This window comes from Pantoea phytobeneficialis (assembly GCF_009728735.1).
GTDB lineage: Bacteria > Pseudomonadota > Gammaproteobacteria > Enterobacterales > Enterobacteriaceae > Pantoea > Pantoea phytobeneficialis.
Genome location: NZ_CP024636.1, coordinates 2,450,757 through 2,474,912 on the forward strand (window position 1 = coordinate 2,450,757; position 24,156 = coordinate 2,474,912).

At 51.5% G+C, this 24,156-nt stretch carries 21 protein-coding genes, 1 tRNA gene and 1 pseudogene; 10 read left to right on the forward strand and 13 right to left on the reverse strand.

The window, feature by feature from the left end; all coding sequences use genetic code 11:
* Positions 1–495: T6SS phospholipase effector Tle1-like catalytic domain-containing protein (locus CTZ24_RS11420; RefSeq protein ID WP_437180256.1), on the forward strand; the 495-nt coding region annotated here is incomplete at its 5' end.
* 18 nt (positions 496–513) lie between these two features.
* Positions 514–1,557: a VasL domain-containing protein gene (locus tag CTZ24_RS11425; protein WP_208723575.1), complete on the forward strand. Its 1,044-nt coding sequence runs from the start codon at positions 514–516 to the stop codon at positions 1,555–1,557.
* Positions 1,558–2,062: 505 nt separating this feature from the next.
* Here the strand turns inward: CTZ24_RS11425 and CTZ24_RS11430 are convergent.
* The 5 genes from CTZ24_RS11430 to CTZ24_RS11450 form a co-directional block, all read right to left on the reverse strand.
* Positions 2,063–3,166, reverse strand: coding sequence for a DUF8606 domain-containing protein (locus CTZ24_RS11430; RefSeq protein WP_208723576.1), 1,104 nt, complete (start codon positions 3,164–3,166; stop codon positions 2,063–2,065).
* A 10-nt stretch (positions 3,167–3,176) separates the two neighbouring features.
* On the reverse strand, positions 3,177–4,922 hold the full coding sequence (locus tag CTZ24_RS11435; RefSeq protein WP_208723577.1) for a restriction endonuclease subunit S: 1,746 nt from the start codon (positions 4,920–4,922) through the stop codon (positions 3,177–3,179).
* Positions 4,922–6,391 carry an N-6 DNA methylase gene (locus CTZ24_RS11440; protein ID WP_208723578.1) on the reverse strand — a complete coding sequence of 490 codons (1,470 nt, stop codon included), beginning with the start codon at positions 6,389–6,391 and terminating at the stop codon, positions 4,922–4,924. Before CTZ24_RS11440 ends, CTZ24_RS11435 begins: the two co-directional genes overlap by 1 nt.
* A gap of 73 nt (positions 6,392–6,464) precedes the next feature.
* Positions 6,465–8,894, reverse strand: coding sequence for an EcoAI/FtnUII family type I restriction enzme subunit R (hsdR, locus tag CTZ24_RS11445; RefSeq protein ID WP_208723579.1), 2,430 nt, complete (start codon positions 8,892–8,894; stop codon positions 6,465–6,467).
* 477 nt (positions 8,895–9,371) lie between these two features.
* Positions 9,372–9,863, reverse strand: coding sequence for a hypothetical protein (locus CTZ24_RS11450; protein WP_208723580.1), 492 nt, complete (start codon positions 9,861–9,863; stop codon positions 9,372–9,374).
* Positions 9,864–10,164: 301 nt separating this feature from the next.
* Here CTZ24_RS11450 and CTZ24_RS26930 point away from each other — a divergent pair.
* A pseudogene (locus CTZ24_RS26930) lies at positions 10,165–10,290 on the forward strand (hypothetical protein); the annotation flags it as partial.
* Between the two features lie 56 nt (positions 10,291–10,346).
* Entirely contained in the window at positions 10,347–10,640 is a 294-nt protein-coding gene (locus CTZ24_RS11460) for a hypothetical protein (RefSeq protein WP_208723581.1), read from the forward strand.
* A 55-nt stretch (positions 10,641–10,695) separates the two neighbouring features.
* Here CTZ24_RS11460 and CTZ24_RS11465 read toward each other — a convergent pair.
* Positions 10,696–10,771: transfer RNA gene (locus CTZ24_RS11465), tRNA-Ile, on the reverse strand.
* Positions 10,772–10,966: 195 nt separating this feature from the next.
* A complete protein-coding gene (locus CTZ24_RS11470) occupies positions 10,967–11,758 on the reverse strand; it encodes an SDR family NAD(P)-dependent oxidoreductase (protein WP_208723582.1) in 792 nt (263 codons plus the stop codon).
* A gap of 136 nt (positions 11,759–11,894) precedes the next feature.
* Here CTZ24_RS11470 and CTZ24_RS11475 point away from each other — a divergent pair, with 136 nt between their 5' ends.
* Both CTZ24_RS11475 and mug read left to right on the forward strand, forming a co-directional pair.
* The gene (locus CTZ24_RS11475) at positions 11,895–12,482 is read left to right on the forward strand and encodes a TetR/AcrR family transcriptional regulator (protein ID WP_208723583.1); all 588 of its coding nucleotides are present in this window, start codon (positions 11,895–11,897) and stop codon (positions 12,480–12,482) included.
* On the forward strand, positions 12,479–12,991 hold the full coding sequence (mug, locus tag CTZ24_RS11480) for a G/U mismatch-specific DNA glycosylase (RefSeq protein ID WP_021183470.1): 513 nt from the start codon (positions 12,479–12,481) through the stop codon (positions 12,989–12,991). Before CTZ24_RS11475 ends, mug begins: the two co-directional genes overlap by 4 nt.
* Before the next feature lie 47 nt (positions 12,992–13,038).
* On the opposite strand, the gene rpoD is transcribed toward mug, so the two are convergent.
* From rpoD to rpsU, 3 genes are all read right to left on the reverse strand, one after another.
* Entirely contained in the window at positions 13,039–14,883 is a 1,845-nt protein-coding gene (rpoD, locus tag CTZ24_RS11485; RefSeq protein WP_013510546.1) for an RNA polymerase sigma factor RpoD, read from the reverse strand.
* Between the two features lie 246 nt (positions 14,884–15,129).
* On the reverse strand, positions 15,130–16,875 hold the full coding sequence (gene dnaG, locus CTZ24_RS11490) for a DNA primase (protein WP_021183469.1): 1,746 nt from the start codon (positions 16,873–16,875) through the stop codon (positions 15,130–15,132).
* 118 nt (positions 16,876–16,993) lie between these two features.
* On the reverse strand, positions 16,994–17,209 hold the full coding sequence (rpsU, locus tag CTZ24_RS11495) for a 30S ribosomal protein S21 (RefSeq protein ID WP_001144069.1): 216 nt from the start codon (positions 17,207–17,209) through the stop codon (positions 16,994–16,996).
* A gap of 280 nt (positions 17,210–17,489) precedes the next feature.
* Between rpsU and tsaD the strand changes: the two genes are divergently transcribed.
* On the forward strand, positions 17,490–18,503 hold the full coding sequence (gene tsaD / locus CTZ24_RS11500) for a tRNA (adenosine(37)-N6)-threonylcarbamoyltransferase complex transferase subunit TsaD (protein WP_021183468.1): 1,014 nt from the start codon (positions 17,490–17,492) through the stop codon (positions 18,501–18,503).
* Positions 18,504–18,533: 30 nt separating this feature from the next.
* On the opposite strand, the gene plsY is transcribed toward tsaD, so the two are convergent.
* Positions 18,534–19,139, reverse strand: coding sequence for a glycerol-3-phosphate 1-O-acyltransferase PlsY (gene plsY, locus CTZ24_RS11505; RefSeq protein WP_208723584.1), 606 nt, complete (start codon positions 19,137–19,139; stop codon positions 18,534–18,536).
* Positions 19,140–19,245: 106 nt separating this feature from the next.
* Here plsY and folB point away from each other — a divergent pair, with 106 nt between their 5' ends.
* Positions 19,246–19,605, forward strand: a complete 360-nt coding sequence (folB, locus tag CTZ24_RS11510) for a bifunctional dihydroneopterin aldolase/7,8-dihydroneopterin epimerase (RefSeq protein WP_036625522.1) — start codon at positions 19,246–19,248, stop codon at positions 19,603–19,605.
* A 190-nt stretch (positions 19,606–19,795) separates the two neighbouring features.
* Positions 19,796–20,614, forward strand: coding sequence for an undecaprenyl-diphosphate phosphatase (bacA, locus tag CTZ24_RS11515; RefSeq protein WP_021183465.1), 819 nt, complete (start codon positions 19,796–19,798; stop codon positions 20,612–20,614).
* A gap of 17 nt (positions 20,615–20,631) precedes the next feature.
* Here the strand turns inward: bacA and CTZ24_RS11520 are convergent, their stop codons facing one another.
* The gene (locus CTZ24_RS11520; protein WP_208723585.1) at positions 20,632–21,864 is read right to left on the reverse strand and encodes a multifunctional CCA addition/repair protein; all 1,233 of its coding nucleotides are present in this window, start codon (positions 21,862–21,864) and stop codon (positions 20,632–20,634) included.
* Positions 21,865–22,000: 136 nt separating this feature from the next.
* Complete coding sequence (locus CTZ24_RS11525) at positions 22,001–22,621, reverse strand: TIGR04211 family SH3 domain-containing protein (RefSeq protein WP_208723586.1); 621 nt, start codon at positions 22,619–22,621, stop codon at positions 22,001–22,003.
* A 203-nt stretch (positions 22,622–22,824) separates the two neighbouring features.
* Between CTZ24_RS11525 and CTZ24_RS11530 the strand changes: the two genes are divergently transcribed.
* Positions 22,825–24,135, forward strand: coding sequence for a CYTH domain-containing protein (locus CTZ24_RS11530; RefSeq protein ID WP_208723587.1), 1,311 nt, complete (start codon positions 22,825–22,827; stop codon positions 24,133–24,135).
* Positions 24,136–24,156 lie beyond the last annotated feature (21 nt).

Consider the following 24,156-nt stretch of genomic DNA (forward strand, 5'->3'; position numbering starts at 1 on the left):
GGGGAGCAAAAACACCGGGAACTGCTTGAATCTGCTGACGGGTTGCTTATGGCGTTGTTTGATGACCAGGTGCATGACTCGCGCGCCTGGTTTCTCCACGCCAGTCTGGGCAGTCGTGAACCCTGGGGCAGCTACTTCCGCTACCGGATGATTTACTTTGGCGACAAGTGCAGCAAGTCGCTGGCAGCGCTGGTGGTTGACGGGAAGGTACCGGGGATGGTCACCCAGGATGAGCCAGTCCTCCTCCGCTTCAGGGTCAAATCCGACAGGGACATTCCCCCGGCTCTGGCCGTGTACGATGTGGAGGTAGTGGACCGGCAGAGCGGAGCGCCCGTGCCGCTGCTGGCGGAGTCTGCCAGTCTGCGTCAGTTCACCCGGGAACCCGGCGTGGTGGTGGCACAACAGAGAGCGATCAACAGTGAACGGCATCTGGCTCAGGTGAAAAGCGCCCTTCAGGAAGGATGGCGTGAAAAGGCACAGTCAGCGATCGCATAACCAAAGGATAATCAACGGATGATGAGCGAACTACCTCCCCAACCAATCCAGATTGGTGGAGACCCGCGTACCTTCAGCGAATACGTCACGTTGCGTGATGAGATAGGCAAACTTTCTCATCCTGCTCGGCCTGATGTGGACTGGCGACATGTCGAGAAGCTCTGTCTCGCATTGTTTGAGTTGAATGGCGTGGAGTTGCAAAGCGCCTCCTGGTACACCCTGGCGCGCATACATACGGCAGGGGTGCACGGCTTGAATGAAGGTTTGAGCATCCTCGAGGCGCTGATTGCATGCCAGTGGACGGTACTGTGGCCGCAGGCCATGTCGGCGCGCATGGATATCATTAGTACCCTGGTACGTCGGCTCCAGAACTTTCTGCGTTGCTGTATGTTTCAGCATCAGGATGAGTTAACGGGGTTGTACCGCAGCGAAGCATTGCTCCAGTCACTACGTGATACGCTCACCGGCTATGGCATGAGAGATGCAGGTCAGACAGGCGCTCTGTACGAGCAGATAAAGTCTGCAATCGTGCATCTTAAGGAGGGGGCGGTAAATATGCCGCAGCCACTCTCCGAACCGCCGACTCCGAAAGTCTATGTCACTCAGCCTACAGTGGGAGCGTCAGCTTCAATGTTAAAGCCTTTCGTCAGCGGTGCCTGTTGCACGCTACTGGCTGGGGCGATGGTGTTGGGAGGTGTGGTCTGGTTCAGGTATGAGCAAATGCAACAACAGGCGCACATGGAACAACAACGTAGGGTAAAAGAAGCTATTCCGTTTGAGCGCTTACAGAGTTGGCAGCAAGGAATGGCTGAGTTACAGCAATTGACAGAGCAACTTAACCGTCTGGATAAAACGCGCGGCAAATACCTGACGGTAAGTGAATTGAAATCCAGCATATTTTCAGTAATGCAGGCATTTAATCAGCATCCACCAGTTGAGGAGCAGCTACGGCGTTACGCTGAAGACGAGGGAAATCAAAGCGGTGAACAGGTTCAGATCGAGATACTGTTGAGGCAGTTGGAGTATCGGTATCAGTTGCTGCGGGAGGAGAAGGGAAACTGATGCTGGTGATCGATAGGTTCAATTGATGTTATATAAGCAGATTTTTATAGAATCAGCTCAGTAAGCAGCGTTAGATTTCTGGCATATCCAATGATGGCATTTGCATTGGTATTGGCCGGGAAATAGCCCACCATTGAGGTGGGCTCTGTTGCTTAGTCTTGGTATTTGGCTCTTGCTGTCACTTCCTGCATGTTCATTCCGTGATGAAAACGCTGATGTCCACACATCCAGCATGAGCAGGGGCATGGCGTATGGTAAGCCTTCCCGATATTCGCCCCTTCAGGCCAGCTGTAAGCCGCATTATTATATCGACTGCGTTTAGTTTTGAGCCTTTTCATATGATGGCGACGAAACGCGCGATTTCTTGTTTGCATGGGTAATCCCCGAATAAAACGTCGGGGCAGCCACACCTTCGTGTGACCGCCGGAACGTGTATTCGGAGTAGAGGATTTTACGCATTGTTAAGATCCTTATTAAAATCCATTCGCCTGAATGCGGGAAATTTTTACTCGTTCGTATTCCAGTTTCTGAAGTGATTTTTCAATCTTTCAACAGTATGTCGCCACTTTGGCGTGGTAGGTTTGCAAACGGTATTCTGATTGCCGAAGAATCCAACCTCGTTCCTGGCTTCCTGCTCACTACGGGTTTCAAGCCATTTCACCGGGACAAAATACTCTGACTTATCAGGGTCATCCGCATTTTGGCGGTACAGTTCGCCATGCTTGAGTACGTCCATCGCGAGTTTTTCACCGGCTTCGGTATCCAGTGTAAAACTGCTGGCAGGTTCAACGGCGCTTTGCACGATGCCAACGCCGACATAACCGGTAGCCGGGATTTTCACCCATACGCGATCGCCGGGCTGAAGTTGTTTTAAGGTCTGGCTATACCAACTGCCGCCACCGGCGCTGATAAAGCCATAGCGGCGGGCCTCTTCCCAGCTACGGCTGGCTGGGTCACCAAACGAGACATAGAACTCACCGTTCCACGGCTCCTTGGTTTTGGCACTGGCCCCTGCGGTGGCTTGAGCAGCGTTAGTTTGCGTCTCGCTGGGATCGAGAAGCCAGGCACGACTTAAAAACTGTTCGTCCCCGTGATGAAAGACTTTAAAGAACAGCACGTTAATAGAGATACCATTTTTGCTTAGGTAGTCGACAATGCGTTCGGTGGACGGATCCAATTCCGCCGCCACGATAATGATTTGGTGTGACTGATTGATGGACTCTTCTTCTAACTCAGCGTTGAATCGTTGCTTAAAAGCTTCGCCCAGATTGCCGCCGCCGGAGAATTTTTCATAGATTTGTGACAGGCGGTCTGCTGTTAAATCATCTACCCACGAGGCATAATCCAGCGCTTGAGCCACCACTTCGCGCGGTGTGCGGTCACGTTTAATCTCAATCAAGATCAATGAAGCATCGGGCGCAATCGCCAGCAGGTCAATACGCCCCTTATCGAGTGTATTTTCCTGATGACCTATGATCATCCACTGATCTGAAAGAATGGTTGGGTCGTTTAAGATCATTCTTTCCAGCAAACTCTCACTGGCCAGTTTGCTGATGGTCAGTGGCTGGGGTTTGTCACCCACTCGCCAGATAGCATGATGAACCGGCATTGTCTGTTCCTTAGCTTAATGCTGCATCAGTGAGTGCATCCGCCAGGTGAAGTTGGGCTTGCTGGGCGGATTGCAGGCGGGATTTAAAATTGTCACAAAAAACAAATAACTCATCGACTTTGGATGTAATTTTAATTTGTTCTGCTAAAGGTGGGATAGGAATAGGTGTATTTGATACTTTAGCTAAATTTAGATTCGGCTGAGCCCCGCCTGCGGCATGACTTCTTAAATCTTCATACGATTTTTCAAAGAAAAATTTTATGTATCTACGGTGAAATTCATTACTTTCAAATAATTGGATTGCAGCACAAGCTTGGTTTGTTCCCGCTGAGATACGCAATTCAGTTATCTGACCACGCGTTTTACCTTGACCATACATAGCAATCACAAGCGTGCCTGGTGGGTAAATTGAAATGTTTGTTTCCATTACAGCCCTCATTGATACTTTTTCAGCTGTAGTGATAATAAATGGTGATGATGTTTCACCACTTGTAACCCAATTAAATTCTGGTTTAGACCAATAATCAGGATTATCTCTTGAAGGAGTAGAACCTGTTCCTACTTGAGCTATTTCTTTTATTCGACACCATTCCCACCCCTGTGGTAACTCAAACGGCTTCTCATCCTCACTAATTGGTGGCAAAGGTTTTTGTTTTTTAATTTTTCCTTCTTTCACCATCTGCGCTTTTTCCTGCTCAATACGTTTTAGCAGTTCAGAGGCTGGTTCATCGTTCGGGTCTTGCGGCACCAGTTTACCCATCACCGCCAGTTGCAGAATGGTTTGCTTAAGTGCGTCGATACTGGCTTCGGTGGTAAACAACGTATCGAAATGCTGGCTGATTCGTGCCCAGTTTTCGGCTAACTCTTCGGCATTTTTACTGTCGGTGAGCGTTGCCAGCAGCGTTTCAACCAGCTGGGAATGTACTTCCAGACTGGTCAGGGATTGCTGTTCCAGTTGATCGCACAAGGCCATGAGTTCGCCGACCTTATTTACGATAAGATCTTGCTCATTAGAGGGTGGTATAGCAATAAGCCCTGTGAAAAATTGTTTATCATTAATGGCGGGATAAGCAATTCCTGTTTGACATCCCTCTACATAAGTAATGAATGTTGATGAGCGAAGATAATAATAAATGTAATCTGAAAATATCCCCATGAAAGGGTGGATAATGGCAAATGCAGTGCTGGCAACAGGCTCTGGGGAAAATTCTTGTGCAACTACTGCAATGTTTAATAAATATGGTCTTACGGTTGAGTATACAACTGTACCTTTTTTTACTATCTTTCTTGCTCTTGATGGAGCATTTTTAGCCTGAATAATTTCAGGTTCATTAATAACACCTAGTTCTTTATCGATTGAACCAATATCAATGTAGGTAAATTGGCAGCTCGGTGTTTTTTGTCCCCAATCATGTCCTATTTCAGAAATTCTGACCCACTCCCAACCCACCGGCAACTCAAAAGGCTTCTCATCCTCACCAATCTCCGGCAGCGGCTTCTGTTTTTTAATCTTCCCCTGCTTCACCAGCTCGGCTTTTTCAGCCGCAATCCGTTTCAGCAACTCAGACGCCGGTTCATCATTTGGATCCTGTGGCACCAGTTTCCCGCGTACCGCCAGCTCCAGAATCAACTCACGCAGCTTCTTGATGCCATAAAGGTCAATCTTGCCATTGTTGCCGCGCCCAGCCGTTGAACGCGTCTGTAAGGCAGAAGTCCAGGTATCGATATGTTGGGTGATCAGTTGTTCAACAGACATCAGTTGGCCTCCTTACCCGCAAGCGCGGCACCGAGGATATCACGCAGTTGGTTGCGCAGTTGGCTAATCTCGGTTTGCTGCTGTTGGTACTGAGCAAGCAGTTCGTCCGGGTCGTGACTAACGACTTCACCCTGATACGGGTTTTTGATATCTAGGTTAAAATTGCGGGCAATAATCTCATCGATGCCAACTTTCCACGCCTGATTGGTTTCAACTCGGCTGGCAAAACCGTCGGCTTCGTTGCCCCACCAGTCGATCTCAGTCTGGAACTCTTCAAACTTCATCGGTTTGGTTTTGCTGTAGTTTTTCACACCTTCTGGATACGGGTGTTCATAGAACCAGATATCTTTGGTCGGCTGACCTTTGGTGAAGAACAGGATATTGGTTTTAATGCCGGTATACGGGTTAAACACGCCGTTGGGTAACCGCACAATGGTGTGTAGGTTGCACTCTTCGGTCAGCAGTTTTTTGATTTTAGTTTTAACGCCTTCGCCAAAAAGCGTGCCGTCAGGCAGGACTACGGCCGCACGGCCTTTATTTGCCAGCACTTCAATAATCAGTTGCAGGAACAGATCAGCGGTTTCACGCGTTTGCATTTCCGCTGGGAAGTTCTTCTCAATACCGTCTTCTTCTGTACCACCAAATGGCGGGTTGGTGACAATGACATCAATCTGCTCATCCCAGGATGACAGCGGTTTGTTCAGCGTATTGCCATGACGGATTTGTACCGGCACCTCAATGCCGTGCAGCAACATATTGGTGGTGCACAACAGGTGCGGCAGTTGTTTCTTCTCAACGCCGAAAATCTGCTGTTGCAGCGTCTGATGATCCGCGGTGTTTTTGACGTAGTTATCTTTTACGTGGTCAAAAGCGCAGGCCAGGAAGCCGCCGGTGCCGCAGGCGGGGTCCATAATCGACTCACCCAGTTTCGGGTCAATGCGGTTCACCATAAAACGGGTGACGGCACGCGGGGTATAAAACTCACCGGCGTTACCGGCGCTTTGCAGATCACGCAGAATCTGTTCATAGATGTCGCCAAACAGATGACGTTCGGTGCTACTGCTAAAGTCGATTTCATTCAGCTTGTTAATCACCTGGCGCAGCAGAGTGCCGTTTTTCATGTAGTTGTAGGCATCGCTAAACGCCTGTTTCACCACATAGCCACGCGGGTTTTTATCCACCGGGGCAGTGAGATCTTTAAGGGTTGGGAACAGGTCATCATTGATAAACTCCAGCAGGCTGTCGCCGGTGATCCCTTCGCTGTTGGCGGCCCAGGTGCGCCAGAGGTAGCGCTTCGGGATAGGCAACTGGTAGTTATCCTGCTCCAGTTCTAACTCTTCTTCCTGGGTATCAAAGATTTTCAGAAATAGCAGCCAGGACAGTTGGCCCAGGCGTTGGGCATCGCCGTCAACCCCCGCGTCTTTGCGCATGATGTCCTGAAGGGATTTGATAACGGAGCTGATAGACATAGTGGATTATCCATTTTAAAAAAGGATGCCACCGCGAGCGTAGACTCATCGGTGGCATTAAATTGTTAAGCGGTCAGGCGGAGCGCGGCGGCAACTGGTAGATTTCGTTTTCCAGTTCGTTCACGGCATTTTCATAAGCTTGTTTGTCGCCAAAGCTGCTTTTGATGATCTCAAGTGGACGCCCAAGGGTATCGAAGGGTTTCAGTTTAAGTACCTGAATATCCTCAATCTCTTTGACGCCTTCATCGGCATACTTATCGAGCAGGGCGCTGAGTACCCGTTGTGCTGGCTCTGCGTATTTGGTGAAGTAGTTGCGTTTACGCACGTTCGCTGCCCGCTCCTGGCGAGTCAACGCTGGCTGACCGTAAACCACATGGCAGAGTAAATCGAATGGGTCGAGATCTTTGCCCACTTCTTCAGCCAAAACTTCCCAGAGAATCCCCTCTTGCTCAAGCTCCTCGATGATTGCCTGCTTGCGCGCGCTGCCTTGCCACTTTGAGGTGAACTCATCGAGTGAGGCGTAGGATTTTATCAGGGTTTTGCGGGTGTAGTCCTGGAAAGATTCGGTGACCAGCTTTCCGTCGGCATCGTAATACTGCACGCGCTTAGCCAGCACCTTAACCGAAACGCCGCTGACGTGGAATTTGCGGATTTTATGCTCATCGTCTTCGACAAATACGGTTGGTTCGTCGTCTGGTGTTACGCCGTATTCTGCCGCTTCTTCTTCCAGCGCCGTTACGGCATTGCCTGCTTCTTCTGGAGGTGTTTCATCTGCCAGTTCCTCGTCGAAATCTGATTCAGGGTCAGTGATCTCTTCTGAAGTGGTGCGGATGACCTTTTCAGGGACGCCATCAAAACGTTCATCGGCAAATAATTCAGTGGCTTTTTTAAAGTCGAGGATAGTGAACCACAATTTGCCATACTTCTCGTCAATACGCGTGCCACGGCCAATAATCTGCTTGAACTTGGTCATCGACTGAATATTTTGATCCAGTACCACCAGCTTACAGGTCTTGGCATCAACCCCCGTACTCATCAGCTCAGACGTGGTTGCAATCACCGGATAGGCTTTTTTGGGATTAATAAAGTTATCCAGCTGAGCTTTACCCTCATCATCATCGCCGGTGATTTTCATCACATACTTTTCATTCCTGGCGACTTGTTCGGGATTCAGATTAACCAGGGCGCGGCGCATTCGGTCGGCGTGATCGATGTCGTTACAGAAAACAATGGTTTTATCCATTGGGTTGGTGCGCTTCAGATAGTCAGTAATGGTTTGCGCCACCAGCAGGGTGCGCTCGTCAATCACCATTGTGCGGTCGAAATCTTTTTGATTGTAGATCCGGTCTTCAATCTGCTCGCCGTTTTTATCAATCTGCCCCTTGGTTGGCCGCCAGCCCTGTAGGTCGACATCAATATCCACGCGCACCACTTTGTAGGGAGCAAGAAAGCCATCCTCGATGCCTTCTTTAAGCGAATAGGTATATACCGCGTCGCCAAAATAGTCGGTGCTGGAGACATCATCCGTCTCCTTAGGGGTCGCAGTGAGGCCCACCTGCGTGGCGTTGCCAAAATATTCGAGAATTTCACGCCATGAACTGTCTTCAGAAGCACTGCCGCGATGGCACTCATCGATGACAATCAGGTCGAAGAAATCGGGAGCAACCTGTTTATAGGCTTTCTGTGACTCTTCTGGTCCGGTGATGGCCTGGTATAGCGCAAGGTGGATTTCAAAAGCCGGATCAATGGTGCGGCCCGTCACTTTGGTCATTGCGCTACCGAAGGGTTGAAAGTCGTTATTCTTGCTCTGGTCTACGAGAATATTGCGGTCAGCAAGAAAGAGAATACGTTTCTTGTTTTTTGCCTTCCACAACCGCCAGATGATCTGAAACGCGGTGTAGGTTTTTCCTGTCCCTGTCGCCATTACCAGCAATACACGTTTCGCGCCAGCAGACACGGCTTCAATGGTTTTATTTACGGCCTGGAGCTGATAATAACGGGGGGCTTTACCGCTGCCATCATCGAAGTAATCCTGAGTAATGACCGGGAGCTGCTCTGAGGTATAACCTTTCCAGATACAGAATTTGTGCCACAGCTCAGCAGGTGTTGGGAAATCATGTAAGGCGATCTCCGACTCGAGCTGTGATGGATTGGTTTTATCGTGAAAGATAAAACCGTCACCATTGGAAGCAAAAATAAATGGAACGTCAAGCAGTGAGGCATAGCCTAACCCCTGCTGCATGCCTTTGCCGACTTCATGCTTATTAGCCTTGGCTTCAATGACCGCTAACGGTAACCCTGGCTTATGGTAAAGCACAATATCTGCTGATTTGACCGCGAGACGGGCCGCCAGTTTCCCACGCACCACGACCTTGCCATCGCGCAGTTTAACTTCCTGGCGGATCTGGGCCATGACATCCCAGCCCGCATCTTTGATAGCCGGAAGGATAAATTTGGTGATGATATCGGTTTCAGTCAGTTGAGCTTTGTTCACGCCAGCCATAGCATTTCCGGTCAGATAAAAATGAAGGAAGATGGACCGATTTTTGCACAAATAAAGTGCTTCGTTAATGCCTTTTGCTAACTTTTGAATTTCACCGCCACATAGACATATGCAGCAATCATCACCAGGATGAATATTCCGATGCTTTTGATGGCGTATTTTTCCCAGTATGTAACGGCGATCATCGAGAAAATGATAACCAGAATAACGGGGATTGCCCCGGAGAAATACCAGGTAAGGTCTTTAAATATTCTCTTGAACAGTCTGTTTATCATTGCATTAACCTGTATAGCCCTTGTGCCAGTTCTGTTGCAGTTTTTCCAAGGGTACTGAAGTGATTGTTTCTGGAGATAATAGGCTCGATTAGAAAATACATCATCTCAAGGTTCTGACTGTAGAGGACATAATAATAGGCGAGCTGAAAGCGTTGTAATTCTTCAGCCTTTTTAGCCGCTTCGGTCACATAACTGTAGCCAGTTAATGCCCAAAGAGCATAATTTGCCCATTTGCGATTTTGTTACGTGCAAAATGTGAAGTCAGTGAGAATGAATGTGCAATTGACTGTGCTACAGCAAAAGTAAGTGCTCGACTCGTCAGCACACCGCTGGCAGTATGTGCGCCCATTTTTGATAATGCGCGAGCGATATTTGTGACTTTATCTTCTGATTCGTTCTTTAGATAAGTTTCCACATACAGTTTGATAAGAATAAAGATGATATCTCTTCTTTTTACCAGTTCAATCAGACCCTTAACAAACCTGACATCCTCATTACCCAGCCTGGAGCAAACATCCTGATAATTATCCGTCAGACATGATGTATACCAGGTTGCTCGGGTGAAGGCATCTGAAAGCTGCTGTCCTTTTTCCAGCATCTCATCTTTGACACCTTTAAGCGCGCGGTCCAGTCTGAGCGCCAGCTCTTTGTCTGCTTCCATCCAGTTAACAATGTAGTGATTATCGTAAGCCATCCCTGTTACCTTGCCGGTCAATGTCAGTCGATGCTGCGCTCAACCTTAGTGCTGAAGTGAGTTTTTCCGATACTACACCATGAAAACCCAGCAAAAAACCGCCTTCACGCTTTTTGAGGGCGCTGATTTCATGCGTTAAAGTTATCCAGTTAATGTGACGGCCTTCACACGACGTCCAGTGCGTGCCTTGATGTAGAGGAGGCGCGACCATAACGAAACCCCTAAACCGGAGATTCGTTTTATGGCTCGGGATTACCACCACGACGTGCGTGTTGAGGAAATCAACTAAGGCACCCGAACGATTATCAGCGTCAGCACGGTGAATGTGGGACTGGTTTGCACCGGCGATGATGCCGACACGTTGGCCGTGGCCACCGAACTGCTGAGCGTGGTGCGAGCCTGCGCGCTTTTTCCTGCCAGCCGGCCTACGGCAGAAGCCGTTGAAGATGCCATCTATTGCCAGCAACTAAGTGATTGTGCTCAATGGGTAAACTAAGATTTAACGAAAAACTTCTTAGCAATCTAAGAGCATTCTATGACGAAATTTCTGACGCAGATTCCAGGCATTCAGAGGCAATGTCAGGAGAAGAATCTAATCATTACACAATAGCTAGTTATGCGCAGGAATTGTGGGAAATAGCAGAAAAGTATCTCGATAAACTGAGAGCCATTGCTGAAAAAGACATTGGTCCAACTCGGCGCTGGGCATGGACATGGGGCTGGAACCGCAAGATGAAAAAATTGGGGGGACAAAAAGGGGGCACTCAGAGAGCATAACCAACAAGTCAACTGATGATATGCGTTTTAACTTAATGATTTTCATCACTAAATTTGGTGGCCCCTGCTGGGTTTGAACCAGCGACCAAGCGATTATGAGTCGCCTGCTCTAACCACTGAGCTAAGGGGCCAGCGGAGCGGGGATTATAAAGTATCTCGCCAGGGTGATCCAGCCATTGATAGCTGGTTGCTCAAAATTAGCGCAGTATCTGACTCCTTGATATCCATAAGAAAATTCGTATATCCCTTATCCGTTGTGACAACAATCCCCTTAATCCGTAGACGAATCTGAGACAGGGCAGGAATGCCCTGTCTGCTTGTTACCTTTATGCCTGCTGATAACGTGATGCCGGTTTGTTCAGCGACAAATAAGGTTGCAACGCTATCCGGGCGTTATCGAATTCCTGCCATAGCCCAGTGTTTTCCAGCGACGGGATGGTGACCGACTCACCAGCATCCAGTCCACTCAGCGCGGCACTCACCAGATCTTCCACTTCCATCAGCATTTCTGCCGGGAATGTCGTAATTGGGGTGCCTGAACGATCAAAAATTTCGGTACGCGTTGCACCGGGCAGGACAGCCTGGACGTGGACTCCGCTATCAGCCAGCTCACGCTGCATGGCGCGCGTTAGTGTCAAAACAAAGGATTTCGTCGCGTCGTATGCGCCGTTAAAGCGCTCATGGATCAACGCCAGCACGGAAGCAATATTAATGATGGTGCCATGGCCGCGCGCACGAAAAGCCTGGGCCGCGACATGAGCTAATTGGGTTGGTGCGACAATATTCAACGCCAGCATGGTTTGAATACGTTCGATATCCGCATCAATAAATTCACCCTCTACGCTCATTCCTGCGTTATTCAGCAGCAAAGTGATTTGGTGGTTGTCACGAATTTCTTGTTCAATGCGCTGCAAATCCTGCGTTTTGGTGAGGTCTGCCGGGACTACGGAGACTTCCACGCCTGCTGATTCTCGCAAGCTCTGCGCCAGCGCGTTAAGGCGGGCAGCATCGCGTGCCACCAGAATCAGGTTGTAACCGCGAGCGGCCAGTTGTTTTGCGTAGGTTGCGCCAATACCGCTGGATGCGCCGGTGATCAAAGCCAGTTGAGATGATGACATGGTCGATTCCTCTAAATGATGGTTATCATATTTGACGTGATAAATATGACGGTCATAATATTTTTCGTCAAGCTGGAATATGATGGTCGTAATAATTACTATGATTGTCGTAACTGATGATCAGGAGGGGCAGAAGATGGAAAAACTGAGCCACAAAGCGCGTACGCGTCAACGCATTCTGGATGAGGCGGCCAAAGTGATGCGTGAGTGTGGTACTGAGAGCATTGGCGTGGCGTCGTTAATGAAGCGTGTCGGTTTGACGCACGGTGGTTTCTATGCCCATTTCGCGTCGCGTGAAGCATTGGTTGAGGCGGTGATTGAACAAATGTTTGCTGACTCTGCGCAACGTATTGCCGCGATTGTGCAGGTCGAGGACCCGGCTCAGCGCCTGGCATTGCTAATTGATAATTATCTCTCTGATATCCATCGTGCGATGCCGGGTGAAGGTTGCCCACTGCCCGCGCTTGCCAGTGAAATGGCGCATTTGCCAATCGAGGCGCGTACGTTGTTTTCCCGACGGCGTGAAGCGGTTTGCCAGCGTCTGGCGGAACCTTTGCAGCAGTTGGGTAATGCTCAGGCCGACACCCTTGCTGCCAGCATACTGGCCGAGATGGTGGGAGCGATGGCGCTGGCGCGCGCCTGTCCGGATGAAGCCGACGCGAACGATATTTTGGCTGCCAGCCGTCAGTCAGTGAAGCAACGCGCCGGGTTGGTGTTGGCATGAGTGAACACAACATTCGCGACATCATCGCTCCGCATTTGCAGGTGTTGTTTTGCGGCATCAATCCAGGCCAATCCTCAGCGCACACCGGTTTCCATTTTGCACATCCGGGTAATCGCTTCTGGAAGGTGATTCATCTGGCAGGATTTACCCATGAGCAACTCAAGCCGGAACAGGAGCAACGTTTACTGGAAACGGGTTGTGGCATCACCATGTTGGTGGAGCGTCCTACCGTACAGGCCACAGAACTGGCGGGTGATGAGCTGCGCGATGGCGGCAGTCGATTGCAGGAAAAGGTGCTGCGTTACCAGCCGCGTGCATTGGCGGTGCTGGGCAAAGATGCCTTCCAGCGCGCATTTCGCCAGCGTAAGGTGGAGTGGGGCGAGCAGCCGCAAATGCTCGGTGCTACCCGGTTGTGGGTGCTGCCCAACCCGAGCGGCCTGAATCGCGCTTCGCTGGAGGAGATGGCTGCCGCCTATCGCCAGCTATATGAAGGATTACAGTTGTTCTGAGACAATAAAAAACCCCGGCAAGCCGGGGTTTTTTGTTTTGGACCAAATCAGTCGTCAAGGAAGCTACGCAGTACTTCGGAACGGCTCGGGTGACGCAGTTTACGCAGCGCCTTGGCTTCAATCTGACGAATACGCTCACGCGTTACGTCGAACTGTTTGCCTACCTCTTCCAGCGTGTGGTCGGTATTCATATCGATACCAAAACGCATACGCAGCACTTTCGCTTCACGCGCAGTCAGACCCGCCAGCACGTCGTGGGTTGCGGAACGCAGGCTCTCAGAAGTAGCAGAGTCCAGCGGCAGCTCCAGCGTGGTGTCTTCGATAAAATCGCCCAGATGCGAATCTTCATCATCACCAATCGGCGTCTCCATAGAGATCGGCTCTTTAGCGATTTTCAGCACTTTGCGAATTTTATCTTCCGGCATCAGCATACGCTCAGCCAGTTCTTCCGGCGTCGGTTCGCGGCCCATCTCCTGCAACATCTGGCGCGAAATACGGTTGAGTTTGTTGATGGTCTCAATCATATGCACCGGAATACGGATGGTACGTGCCTGGTCGGCGATAGAACGGGTGATGGCCTGACGGATCCACCAGGTGGCGTAAGTTGAGAACTTATAACCACGACGGTATTCAAACTTATCAACCGCTTTCATCAGGCCGATGTTACCTTCCTGAATCAGGTCGAGGAACTGCAAACCACGGTTGGTGTATTTCTTGGCGATTGAAATCACCAGACGCAGGTTAGCTTCCACCATCTCTTTCTTCGCACGACGCGCTTTGGCTTCGCCGATAGACATACGACGGTTGATGTCTTTGACCTGCTCAATGGTCAGGCCGGTTTCTTCTTCAATTTGCAGCAGTTTTTGCAGGCAACGCATAACGTCATCCTGCACTTCCAGCAGTTTTTCAGACCACGGCTTGTTCATTGCCAGCGCGGCTTTGAACCAGCTTTCACTGGTTTCGTTGCCGGTGAACAGCGTGATAAAGTTTTTCTTCGGCATTTTGCACAGTTCAACACACAGCTTCATGATGATGCGTTCCTGAGTACGCACACGCTCCATCATTTCACGCATGTTGTTCACCAGGTAATCGAACTGCTTCGGTACCAGGCGGAACTGTTTGAACACTTCAGAAAGATTCTGAATTTCGGCAACTGCGTCGGCATGGCTGCGGCCCTTGGCTTTGATCACCGTGCGGGTCGTTTCATACTGTGTACGCAGCTCAACGAATTTTTCGCGCGCCAGTTCTGGATCGATAGAGTTATCGTCGTCAGAACTGTCGTCATCGCTCTCTTCGTCGTCTTCATCGTCGTCGTCGCGGTCTTCTTCAGACAGCTCAGAACCGACATGAGTCGCAGTTGGTGCCAGATCTTCTTCTGCATTCGGATCGACAAAGCCGGTGATCAGGTCGGACAGACGTGATTCGCCCGCTTCAACACGATCGTACTGATCGAGCAGATAGGTGATCGCTTCCGGATATTCTGCAACGGAGCACTGAACCTGGTTGATGCCGTCTTCGATGCGTTTAGCGATGTCGATTTCGCCTTCACGCGTCAGCAGTTCAACAGTACCCATTTCACGCATGTACATGCGCACCGGGTCGGTGGTACGGCCAATTTCAGATTCAACGCTGGATAACACCTGAGCGGCGGCTTCCGCGGCATCTTCGTCGGTATCGGCACTGTTTTCATTCAGCATCAGATCATCGGCATCAGGGGCTTCTTCCACCACCTGAATACCCATATCGTTAATCATCTGGATGATGTCTTCGATCTGATCGGAGTCGACGATATCTTCCGGCAGATGGTCATTGACCTCAGCATAGGTCAGATAGCCCTGCTCCTTACCACGGGTGACAAGTAGCTTAAGCTGTGACTGCGGGTTTTGCTCCATAAGACGGTATCCACACTTCTGTTAATTAGATTGGTGTCGGTCGGCAGCGAGCCAACAATAACAGTGAAGGCGTTGTGTTTTTGCCGCTGCCTTCGTCGCGGCCAGGGCTTTTGCCCTTCTATAATCGGCACTTAAGCCGCTTGGATTCTTTTTTTCGGGCCTGGCTTCTCGCCAGGTTCCGCTAATGCTTATCGCCCCGGTTCCCTGCCATTTTAACGGTATCGGCAACCAAGGCGCTTAAAACGATTATTTCTTTGCCAGTGCCTGGCTCAGTGCCCAGAATTCACGGCGTTCGGCGGCACTTAATCCTTCGGTACGGTCGCGCGCGATAAGCGCTTCAAGGCGCTGCTCCAACGCGGAATCGTAAAGACTTGCCAGCGAATCCTGGAAGACCGCTTCGGCCTCTTCATCCACTATCATGTGGTTCCAGGTGGCCAGTGTTTCAAGTGTCTGACTAAAATTTGTCCCGCGATATAACTCTAGTAGCTGTCCGGTCGTCAGGCCAGGATTCTCAGAACAACGGCTGACTAACTCCACGAACAGCGGCAACCCCGCCATTTTTGACTGCTCAAGACCTTCGAGAGCAGGCACCATCGCGGCGAACTGCGGATTTTGCACCAACAAGGCAACCAGCACGCGCATGGTGGTGCGCTTCAGTGGCGGTGCAGTGGGTGCGGCACCACTCTCGGCCTGTTTCGGCAGTAGCTTCTCTAACTGGTTATCGTCAAGAATGCCGAGTTTATTACCTAATTCCTGACGCATATAAATGCGCAGGGTCTCGCCCGGGATCTGGCTGATCAACGGCAGCGCCAACGTACTCAGGCGTGCTTTACCGTCGCGCGTGCTCAGATCAACTTGCGGCAGCAGGCTGTCGAACAGAAACGTGGAGAGCGGCATTGCCTGCTCCATCCTTGCTTCAAACGCCACTTTGCCCTCTTTGCGCACCAGCGTGTCCGGGTCCTCGCCATCAGGCAAAAACATAAAGCGTAGCTGACGACCATCATTCATGTAAGGCAATGCGGTTTCGAGTGCACGCCAGGCGGCTTCACGACCCGCGCGGTCGCCGTCGTAACAGCAAATCACGTTTTCCGTCGAGCGAAACAGCAGCTGGATATGTTCGGCGGTGGTCGAGGTTCCCAACGAAGCAACGGCATAATCAATGCCGAACTGCGCAAGTGCCACCACATCCATATAACCTTCCACGACCAGCAGACGCGCTGGTTGGGGATGATTTTTCTGCGCTTCATACAGGCCATACAACTGACGGCCTTTATGGAAAATCGGTGTTTCCGGCGAGTTCAGGTATTTCGGCGTATCGTTGCCCAGCACCCGGCCGCCAAAACCAATGACTCGTCCACGTTTATCGCGAATCGGAAACATGATGCGGTCGCGAAAGCGATCGTACGTCCGGCCTTTGTCATTGCTAACCAGCATGCCAGCTTCCATCAGCGACTCTCGATCATCTTTCTGCTGACCGAAGCGCTTGAGCGCGTTATCCCAACCCGGTGGGGCATAGCCAATAGCGAAGTGATCAATCACTTGCTGGCTAAGGCCGCGGGTGGCGAGATACTGCTGAGCAAGCTGTGCCTGCGGCTGGCGCAGACTCTGCTGATAAAAGGTGTTCAGGCCTTCTAACAGTTGGTAAAGGCTTTGGCGCTGATGGCGTTCCATCTGGCTGGGGCCGTTACCCGCTTCATAAGGCACTTCAAGGCCGTGCTGGGTGGCCAGTTCCTCAATGCTCTCAACAAATTCCAGACGATCGAAATTCATCAGGAAGTCGATGGCATTGCCGTGGGCACCACAGCCGAAGCAGTGATAAAACTGCTTATCGCCGTTTACGGTGAAAGAGGGCGTCTTTTCGTTATGGAATGGGCAACACGCGTGATAGTTCTTACCCTGCTTTTTCAGCTTTACGCGGGCATCGATAAGGTCCACGATGTCCGTGCGGGCAAGTAAGTCATTGATAAATACGCGTGGAATTCGTCCAGCCATAAGCCCCGATTTTTCAGCTCATAAACGGCAACAAGCCGCGCTTCCTTTCGGAAAGCACGGCCTCTTACTTGACTCTGTCTGCGTTGATCACGCGGCGGAGGCGAACCTCCGAAAGAAATTAGTACAGACGAGTGCGGCGTGCGTTTTCGCGAGCCAGTTTCTTGGCATGACGCTTAACAGCAGACGCTTTAGCGCGCTTACGTTCGGTAGTCGGTTTTTCATAGAACTCACGACGACGAACTTCAGCCAGAACGCCTGCTTTCTCGCAGGAACGCTTGAAGCGACGCAGTGCTACGTCGAACGGCTCGTTTTCACGTACTTTAATTACCGGCATGTAACTCTCACCTCGATAAAATTCGGTTTTGCTGCTGGCTGCGGCGCCAGCACATTTCAAAATGGTGCATAATTCTACTCCAACCGCGGTTGGCTTGTAAAGCACCAAGGACAAATTGAAACCAACAGGGGCGTTTGCCATTGCGGCTGCCGGTTTTTTCAGGCCGTGGAGTATAGCGCACTCTTTGCGCGGCGGAAAAACACTTTTTCCAGCCCAAAGATGTCCGGCCGGTGATCTCCCTGTGATACACTGCGCACCGCAAGAAGAGGGTACGAAAGCTATGCGAGTTCTGGGTATTGAAACGTCCTGCGATGAAACCGGCATCGCGATTTACGACGACGCGTCCGGTCTGCTGGCAAATCAATTATATAGCCAGGTAAAATTGCATGCCGATTACGGCGGTGTGGTGCCGGAACTGGCATCGCGCGATCATGTGCGTAAAACGGTGCCGTTGATTCAGGCGGCGTTAAAACAGGCCGGATTACAGCCGCAGCAGATTGATGCGGTGGCTTATACCGCCGGACCGGGTCTGGTCGGGGCGCTGTTAGTGGGAGCGACCGTTGGACGCGCGCTGGCGTTTGCCTGGAATGTACCGGCGGTGCCGGTCCATCATATGGAAGGCCATCTGCTGGCCCCGATGCTGGAAGATAACCCACCGGACTTCCCGTTTGTCGCGCTGCTGGTATCGGGCGGGCACACTCAGCTGATAAGCGTCACGGGTATTGGTGAATACGCGTTGCTGGGCGAATCTATCGATGATGCGGCAGGTGAAGCCTTCGATAAAACCGCCAAGCTGCTGGGCCTCGACTATCCGGGCGGGCCAATGCTATCGCGGATGGCACAGCAGGGCACACCGGGTCGCTTCACGTTTCCACGCCCGATGACCGATCGCCCCGGCCTTGATTTCAGCTTCTCCGGCCTTAAAACGTTCGCGGCCAACACCATTCGTGAACATGCGGGGGATGAACAGGCGCGTGCCGACATTGCCCGCGCCTTCGAGGACGCGGTGGTGGATACCCTGATGATTAAATGTAAGCGTGCGCTGGATCAGACCGGTTTTAAACGTCTGGTGATTGCGGGTGGCGTGAGCGCCAACCGTACGTTACGTGAGCGTATGGCTGACATGATGCAGGCCCGTGGCGGCGAAGTGTTTTACGCCCGTCCGGAATTCTGCACCGACAACGGCGCAATGATTGCTTACGCAGGCATGGTGCGTCTGAAAGGTGGTACGCGTGGTGAGTTGGGCGTTAGCGTCCGGCCACGTTGGCCATTGGCGGAATTGCCTGCCATCTAAAATAAAAAAACCGGCCTTGCGCCGGTTTTTTTATTCTTTCTTCTTTTTCTTCCGCTTCCAGATTTTGTTTTCCTGGCCGCGCCACAGGCGTTGGATGTTGTCATGGTGGCGCAACAGAATCAGGCAGGAAAGCATCGATACCGGAAAAGTGAACTGTGGTTTGAACCACCAGACGTAAAACGGCGCGATGAGCGCGCTGACAATCGCACCCAACGACGAGTAACCACTCAAGAGGACCGTCAACAGCCAGGTACCGGTCATCAACCCGGTCAGGTCCCAGCCAATCGGCGCGATGGCACCAAATGCCGTTGCCACGCCTTTGCCGCCGCGAAAACGAAAGAATACCGGATAGATGTGACCGAGACAGGCGGCGATGGCCGTCAGGCCAAGGTAGAGCGGAGCAACATGCAGTAGCCAGGCAATCCACACCGGCAACATGCCTTTGGCGATATCGAAAATCAGTACCGCTGCCGCAGGCGCTTTCCCGCCGATGCGCAGCACGTTAGTCGCCCCCGGATTACCAGACCCCTCGGTACGTGGATCGGGCAGGCCAGCGAGTTTGCATACCAGTATCGCGCTGGAAATGGAGCCGCAAAGATACGCGAAAATAATCATACCAAGCGCGATAGCACTCATAGTTCCATACCGTTCCTGTAGGGTCGTTTTGTTCTCGGTAAGTGTGGATAATACGCATAATCCGCCGGAAGTGGTATCCGGCATAGCCAAAAACAGAGACTACATCATGGATATCGTATTTATCGAGCAACTCACCGTGTTCACCACCATTGGCGTTTACGACTGGGAGCAGGGCATGCAGCAGAAGCTGGTGCTCGATGTCGAAATGGCGTGGGACAACCGTCAGGCGGCTGCCAGCGACGATGTTAATGATTGCCTCAGCTATGCTGACGTCACCGAAGCTATTTTAAACCATCTTAACGGCCAGCGTTTTGCCCTGGTTGAACGCGTGGCAGAAGAAATTGCGGATCTGTTGATGAACCGTTTCAAAACGCCCGGCGTACGCATCCGCGTAGGCAAACCGGGGGCTGTAGCGCAGGCAGCAACGGTTGGCGTGCGTATTGAGCGCGGGACTATTCCTAAATAAATCCGATGTGATTGCCATCACAATGAAACCAAACCAAATTATGGTGTGTCTTAGTTGCAGCCGCCGCGCTTAGTGCGGCTTAGTTGCCGGAAACCTTAAGGTTTCCTTCAGACTGGCGCAGGCATAATTTAAGGCGGTAAGCAGATGCGACCGCCTTTTTACTGTTTAAAACGGATAGAGGAAAATGTTGATGGCAGATATTCATCAGCTTTGGGTAGCTGCAATCCTGGGGATAGTGGAAGGTCTGACCGAGTTCTTACCGGTCTCATCCACTGGCCACATGATTATTGTTGGCCACCTGTTAGGCTTTGAGGGTGAAACCGCCGAAACCTTTGAAGTGGTGATTCAGCTCGGTTCCATTCTTGCTGTCGTGGTGATGTTCTGGCGTCGGCTCTTTGGCTTAATCGGTATTCACTTTGGTGAAGTCAAACATGAAGGTACGGGTAAAGGTCATCTGACCCTGATCCATATCCTGCTGGGTATGGTCCCGGCGGTGGTGGTTGGTCTGGTGTTGCACGATCAAATCAAAACCCTGTTTAACCCGATCAACGTGATGTATGCGCTGGTGGTTGGAGGCGTGCTGCTGTTGGCAGCGGAACTGCTCAAACCTAAGCAGCCGAAAGCAGTCGGGATTGACGATATCACCTACCGCCAGGCATTTATGATTGGTTGCTTCCAGTGTCTGGCGCTGTGGCCTGGTTTCTCACGTTCTGGTGCAACCATCTCAGGCGGTATGCTGATGGGTGTGAGCCGCTATGCGGCATCGGAGTTCTCGTTCATTCTGGCGGTGCCGATGATGATGGGGGCAACGGCGCTGGATCTCTACAAGAGTATGAGTTTTCTGACGATGCAGGATCTGCCGATGTTCGCCGTCGGCTTTGTGACCGCTTTCGTGGTGGCGCTGATTGCGATCAAAGCCTTCCTGGAACTGATTAAACGTATCTCGTTTGTCTCATTCGCCATCTACCGCTTTATTATTGCGGGCGTGGTTTACATGCTGTTTATGTAAGACCTTGCGCGGCCAGCTCAGGCTGGCCGCGTGTCGATCAATCCTTCCTGCACCGCGACTCTGCGCCGACGGGTTAATTCTTCCCGTACTTCTGCCCCTTTGAATCCAGCCTCAATCACCGCTTTGGTTGGTACGGCCTGTGCCAGGGCAAAAGCCTTGCGCAGATAATCTCCCTGCGGATAAGCGTTGCTCTCCAGACCGGCACGACCACGGGCATCAGCTTCACTGGTCAGCGCCAGTTGCTCCACACGCTGTGGCTTACGCCAGGCGTCGACGCGATCGAATAACGCCACCAACATCTCGGCCGACTGCCGCTCAATGGTGTGCACCATATCGTGAAATTCGGCGACGATCAGCGCCAAATCGCGAATCGCATTGGGGACGCGTAAGCGCTCGCACAGCGCAGCCACAATTGGTACGCCCGCCAGGCCGTGACCGTGATGGCTCGGCCACTTTTCGCGCGGCGTAACCGCTTTGCCAGCGTCGTGAAATAGCGTGGCAAAACGGACATCCAACTCATCCGAGAGCGCCGTGGCAAGGGTTAACGTCATCAGCGAATGGATGCCGGTATCAATCTCCGGATGCCATTTGACGGGCGCGGGAATACCAAACAAGTTATCCAGTTCCGGGAACAGCACTTGCAAGGCACCGCAGTCGCGCAGCACCTGGAAATAAACCTGCGGATTACGTGTCAGCAGCGCTTTTTCCGTTTCCTTCCAGACGCGCTCTGGCGTGAGGTGTGCCAGTTCGCCACTGGCGGTCATATCGCGCATCAGCGCCTGAGTTTCTTCGGCAATGCGAAAGTTGAGGTGAGCGAAACGGGCAGCAAAGCGCGCCACACGTAATACGCGCAGAGGATCTTCATTAAAAGCCGCAGAGACATGACGCAGGGTTCGATTGGCCAGATCGTGTTGACCACCGTAAGGGTCGATCAACTCGCCGTTGTCTGCCTGAGCGATGGCATTGATGGTGAGATCGCGCCGTTGCAGATCCTGCTCCAGCGTGACGTCAGGGGCGAACCAGGTCACAAAGCCGGTGTAGCCATTGCCGCTTTTACGTTCAGTCCGTGCCAGCGCATACTCTTCACGGCTTTGCGGATGCAAAAAAACCGGAAAATCCCGGCCAACTTGCTGATAGCCCTGCGCCAGCATCGCATCAGGCGTAGTGCCGACCACCACCCAATCTTTATCTTTTACCGGTAAACGCAACAGCGCATCGCGCACCGCGCCACCGACCAGAAACGTCTTCACTCAACTACTCCAGAGGTCAACTGCCTTTGCGTGCCATCCACGCATCTGACTTTAATTGTTACATAGTTTGGCCAAAATTCGGACATGCCAAAAGGGGCATCTTACGATCCCCTTAAGAAAAAGAACAAAAAGGTGCTTAGTTCATCCAGCGATTGTTCTTTTTGCGACGCGGCACCATATGCGGCAGTACCAGACCCAGCAGCAAACCGACACCCAACACGCCACCGCCATACATAAACCATTGCATGATGATGGTGCGCTGCTTGTCATCTAACTGGACATTGGCGGCACTGACTTTTTTCTGCGCGACGATCAACTCGTTTTTCAACTTCTGATTTTCCTCTTTCAGATCGTTGATGGTGCTGTCGCTGTTGGCCACTTTATTTTGCATTTCCGACGTACGCTGGTTCCAGCTGTTGTCGATGTTTTGCAGCTTATCGGTGAGATCTTTCACCTGCTGTTCCAACTGTGGCACACGGGTACGCAGGCTGGGGTCGGTACTCAGCTGTGACAGCGGAATCCAGGTAGTACGACCCTGTGAGTCCTGGATTTGACCATACTGGGAGTCAGTGTTGGTTTGCAGCAACTGCACTTCCTCCCCGGCATTCAGCTTGCCAACCAGACGATATTGATCGCCAGGCCCGCTGCGTACCCAGGTGGATAATTCATCGGAGATATAACGCTTTTCGGCAGCATGGGCTGTCGAGATGGCGCTGAAAGCCAGCAAAGAAAGAGCGGCAAAAGTAATTTTTTTCATTCGATATCAAAGTTTGGTAAAGGCGTAAAAACACTGGCACAGTCTGGAGAGGCTTCCCATAAATCTGAATGAGAACTATCCTGGTCTCAATCTGGTGCGAAAAGGGTCGTAAAAGCAAAAGAAACCCAAGACAGCGCGCATTCAGTGCATTACTCTTCGCCAGATTAACTTCTTAACGTGCCAGCAGCGTATTCAAAAAAATTATGACCATCGAAATCGAATTAAAGTTCATTGCCACGCCAGAAGCGGCCGAAAAACTTACCACCAACCTGGCGGCAATGCCTCATCAACATGTGGCGGCACGCGAACTGACCAACATCTATTTTGAAACCGATGACAATCAGTTGCGTCGCTGGGATATGGGACTGCGCATTCGTGGCGTTGATCAACGCTATGAAATGACGCTTAAAGCGTCCGGTAAAACCGTGGGTGGTTTGCACCAGCGCCCGGAATATAACGTGGATCTTGATGCGCCAGACCTGGACATCGCGCTGCTGCCAGCCGAAATCTGGCCGCAAGGCACCGATGTCGCTGCACTACAGCAGCGGCTGGAACCGTTATTCAGCACCCATTTCCAGCGTGAGATGTGGCTGGTGCAATTTGCTGACAGTGAAATAGAAGTGGCGTTTGACCGTGGTGAGGTTGCTGCCGGTGAATTCAGTGAACCGCTGTATGAAGTGGAGCTGGAGCTGAAACAAGGTAGCCGTGCGGACCTCCTGAGTTTCGCTGCAAAGCTGATTGATATGGGGGGATTACGTCTTGGCAGCCTGAGTAAAGCCGCCCGTGGCTATCAATTGGCACAAGGTAATCCACCCCGTCCATTGCGGACCTTTCCTCTGTTGAAGATACCGGCAAAAGCGACGGTGGAGCAGGGGATGATCAACGCCTTGTCTGCGGGGCTGAATCACTGGCAATACCATGAAGAGGTCTGGTTGCGAGGTAACCCGGCAGCAAAAACGTCAGTTCTGGAAGCGCTGGACGCGCTGCGTCAGACATTTTCACTGTTCGGCGCGCTGGTACCGCGCAAGGCCAGCAGCGATTTGCGTCAGAAATTGACGCGCATCGAAGAGGTGCTGACGAATGACGACCAGGAAGCTCAGGAACTCTGTTTTTCTTTTGCCTCTGTAGAGGCTCAGTTAGCGCTTACTCACTGGCTGGTCGAATCACAGTGGCAAAACTGGTTGGATGATAAGAACAAAAGCAAATTGCAGGGTTCCTTCAAGCGCTTCAGCGACATTATGCTGAGCCGCATCGCCGCCGACCTGAAAGAAACGTTTGTTGATGTGCAGTTGTTTAATGAGTTTCAGGATAAAGCCACTCGCCTTAATCGTCAGTTGCTGGCGGTCCATCTGCTGGCAGGGGCCTATCCGGCAGAAGAGGTGAACAACTGGATGTCATCCTGGCAGACATTGCAGCACGCTATCCATATCCAGCAGGAACGTGGTTTGAATACCTTAGTGAATCAGGCGGTTAAACAGGTGCCATTCTGGCTCAATAGCGGCGCATCGCGTTAACGCGACGCAAAACAAATTCAG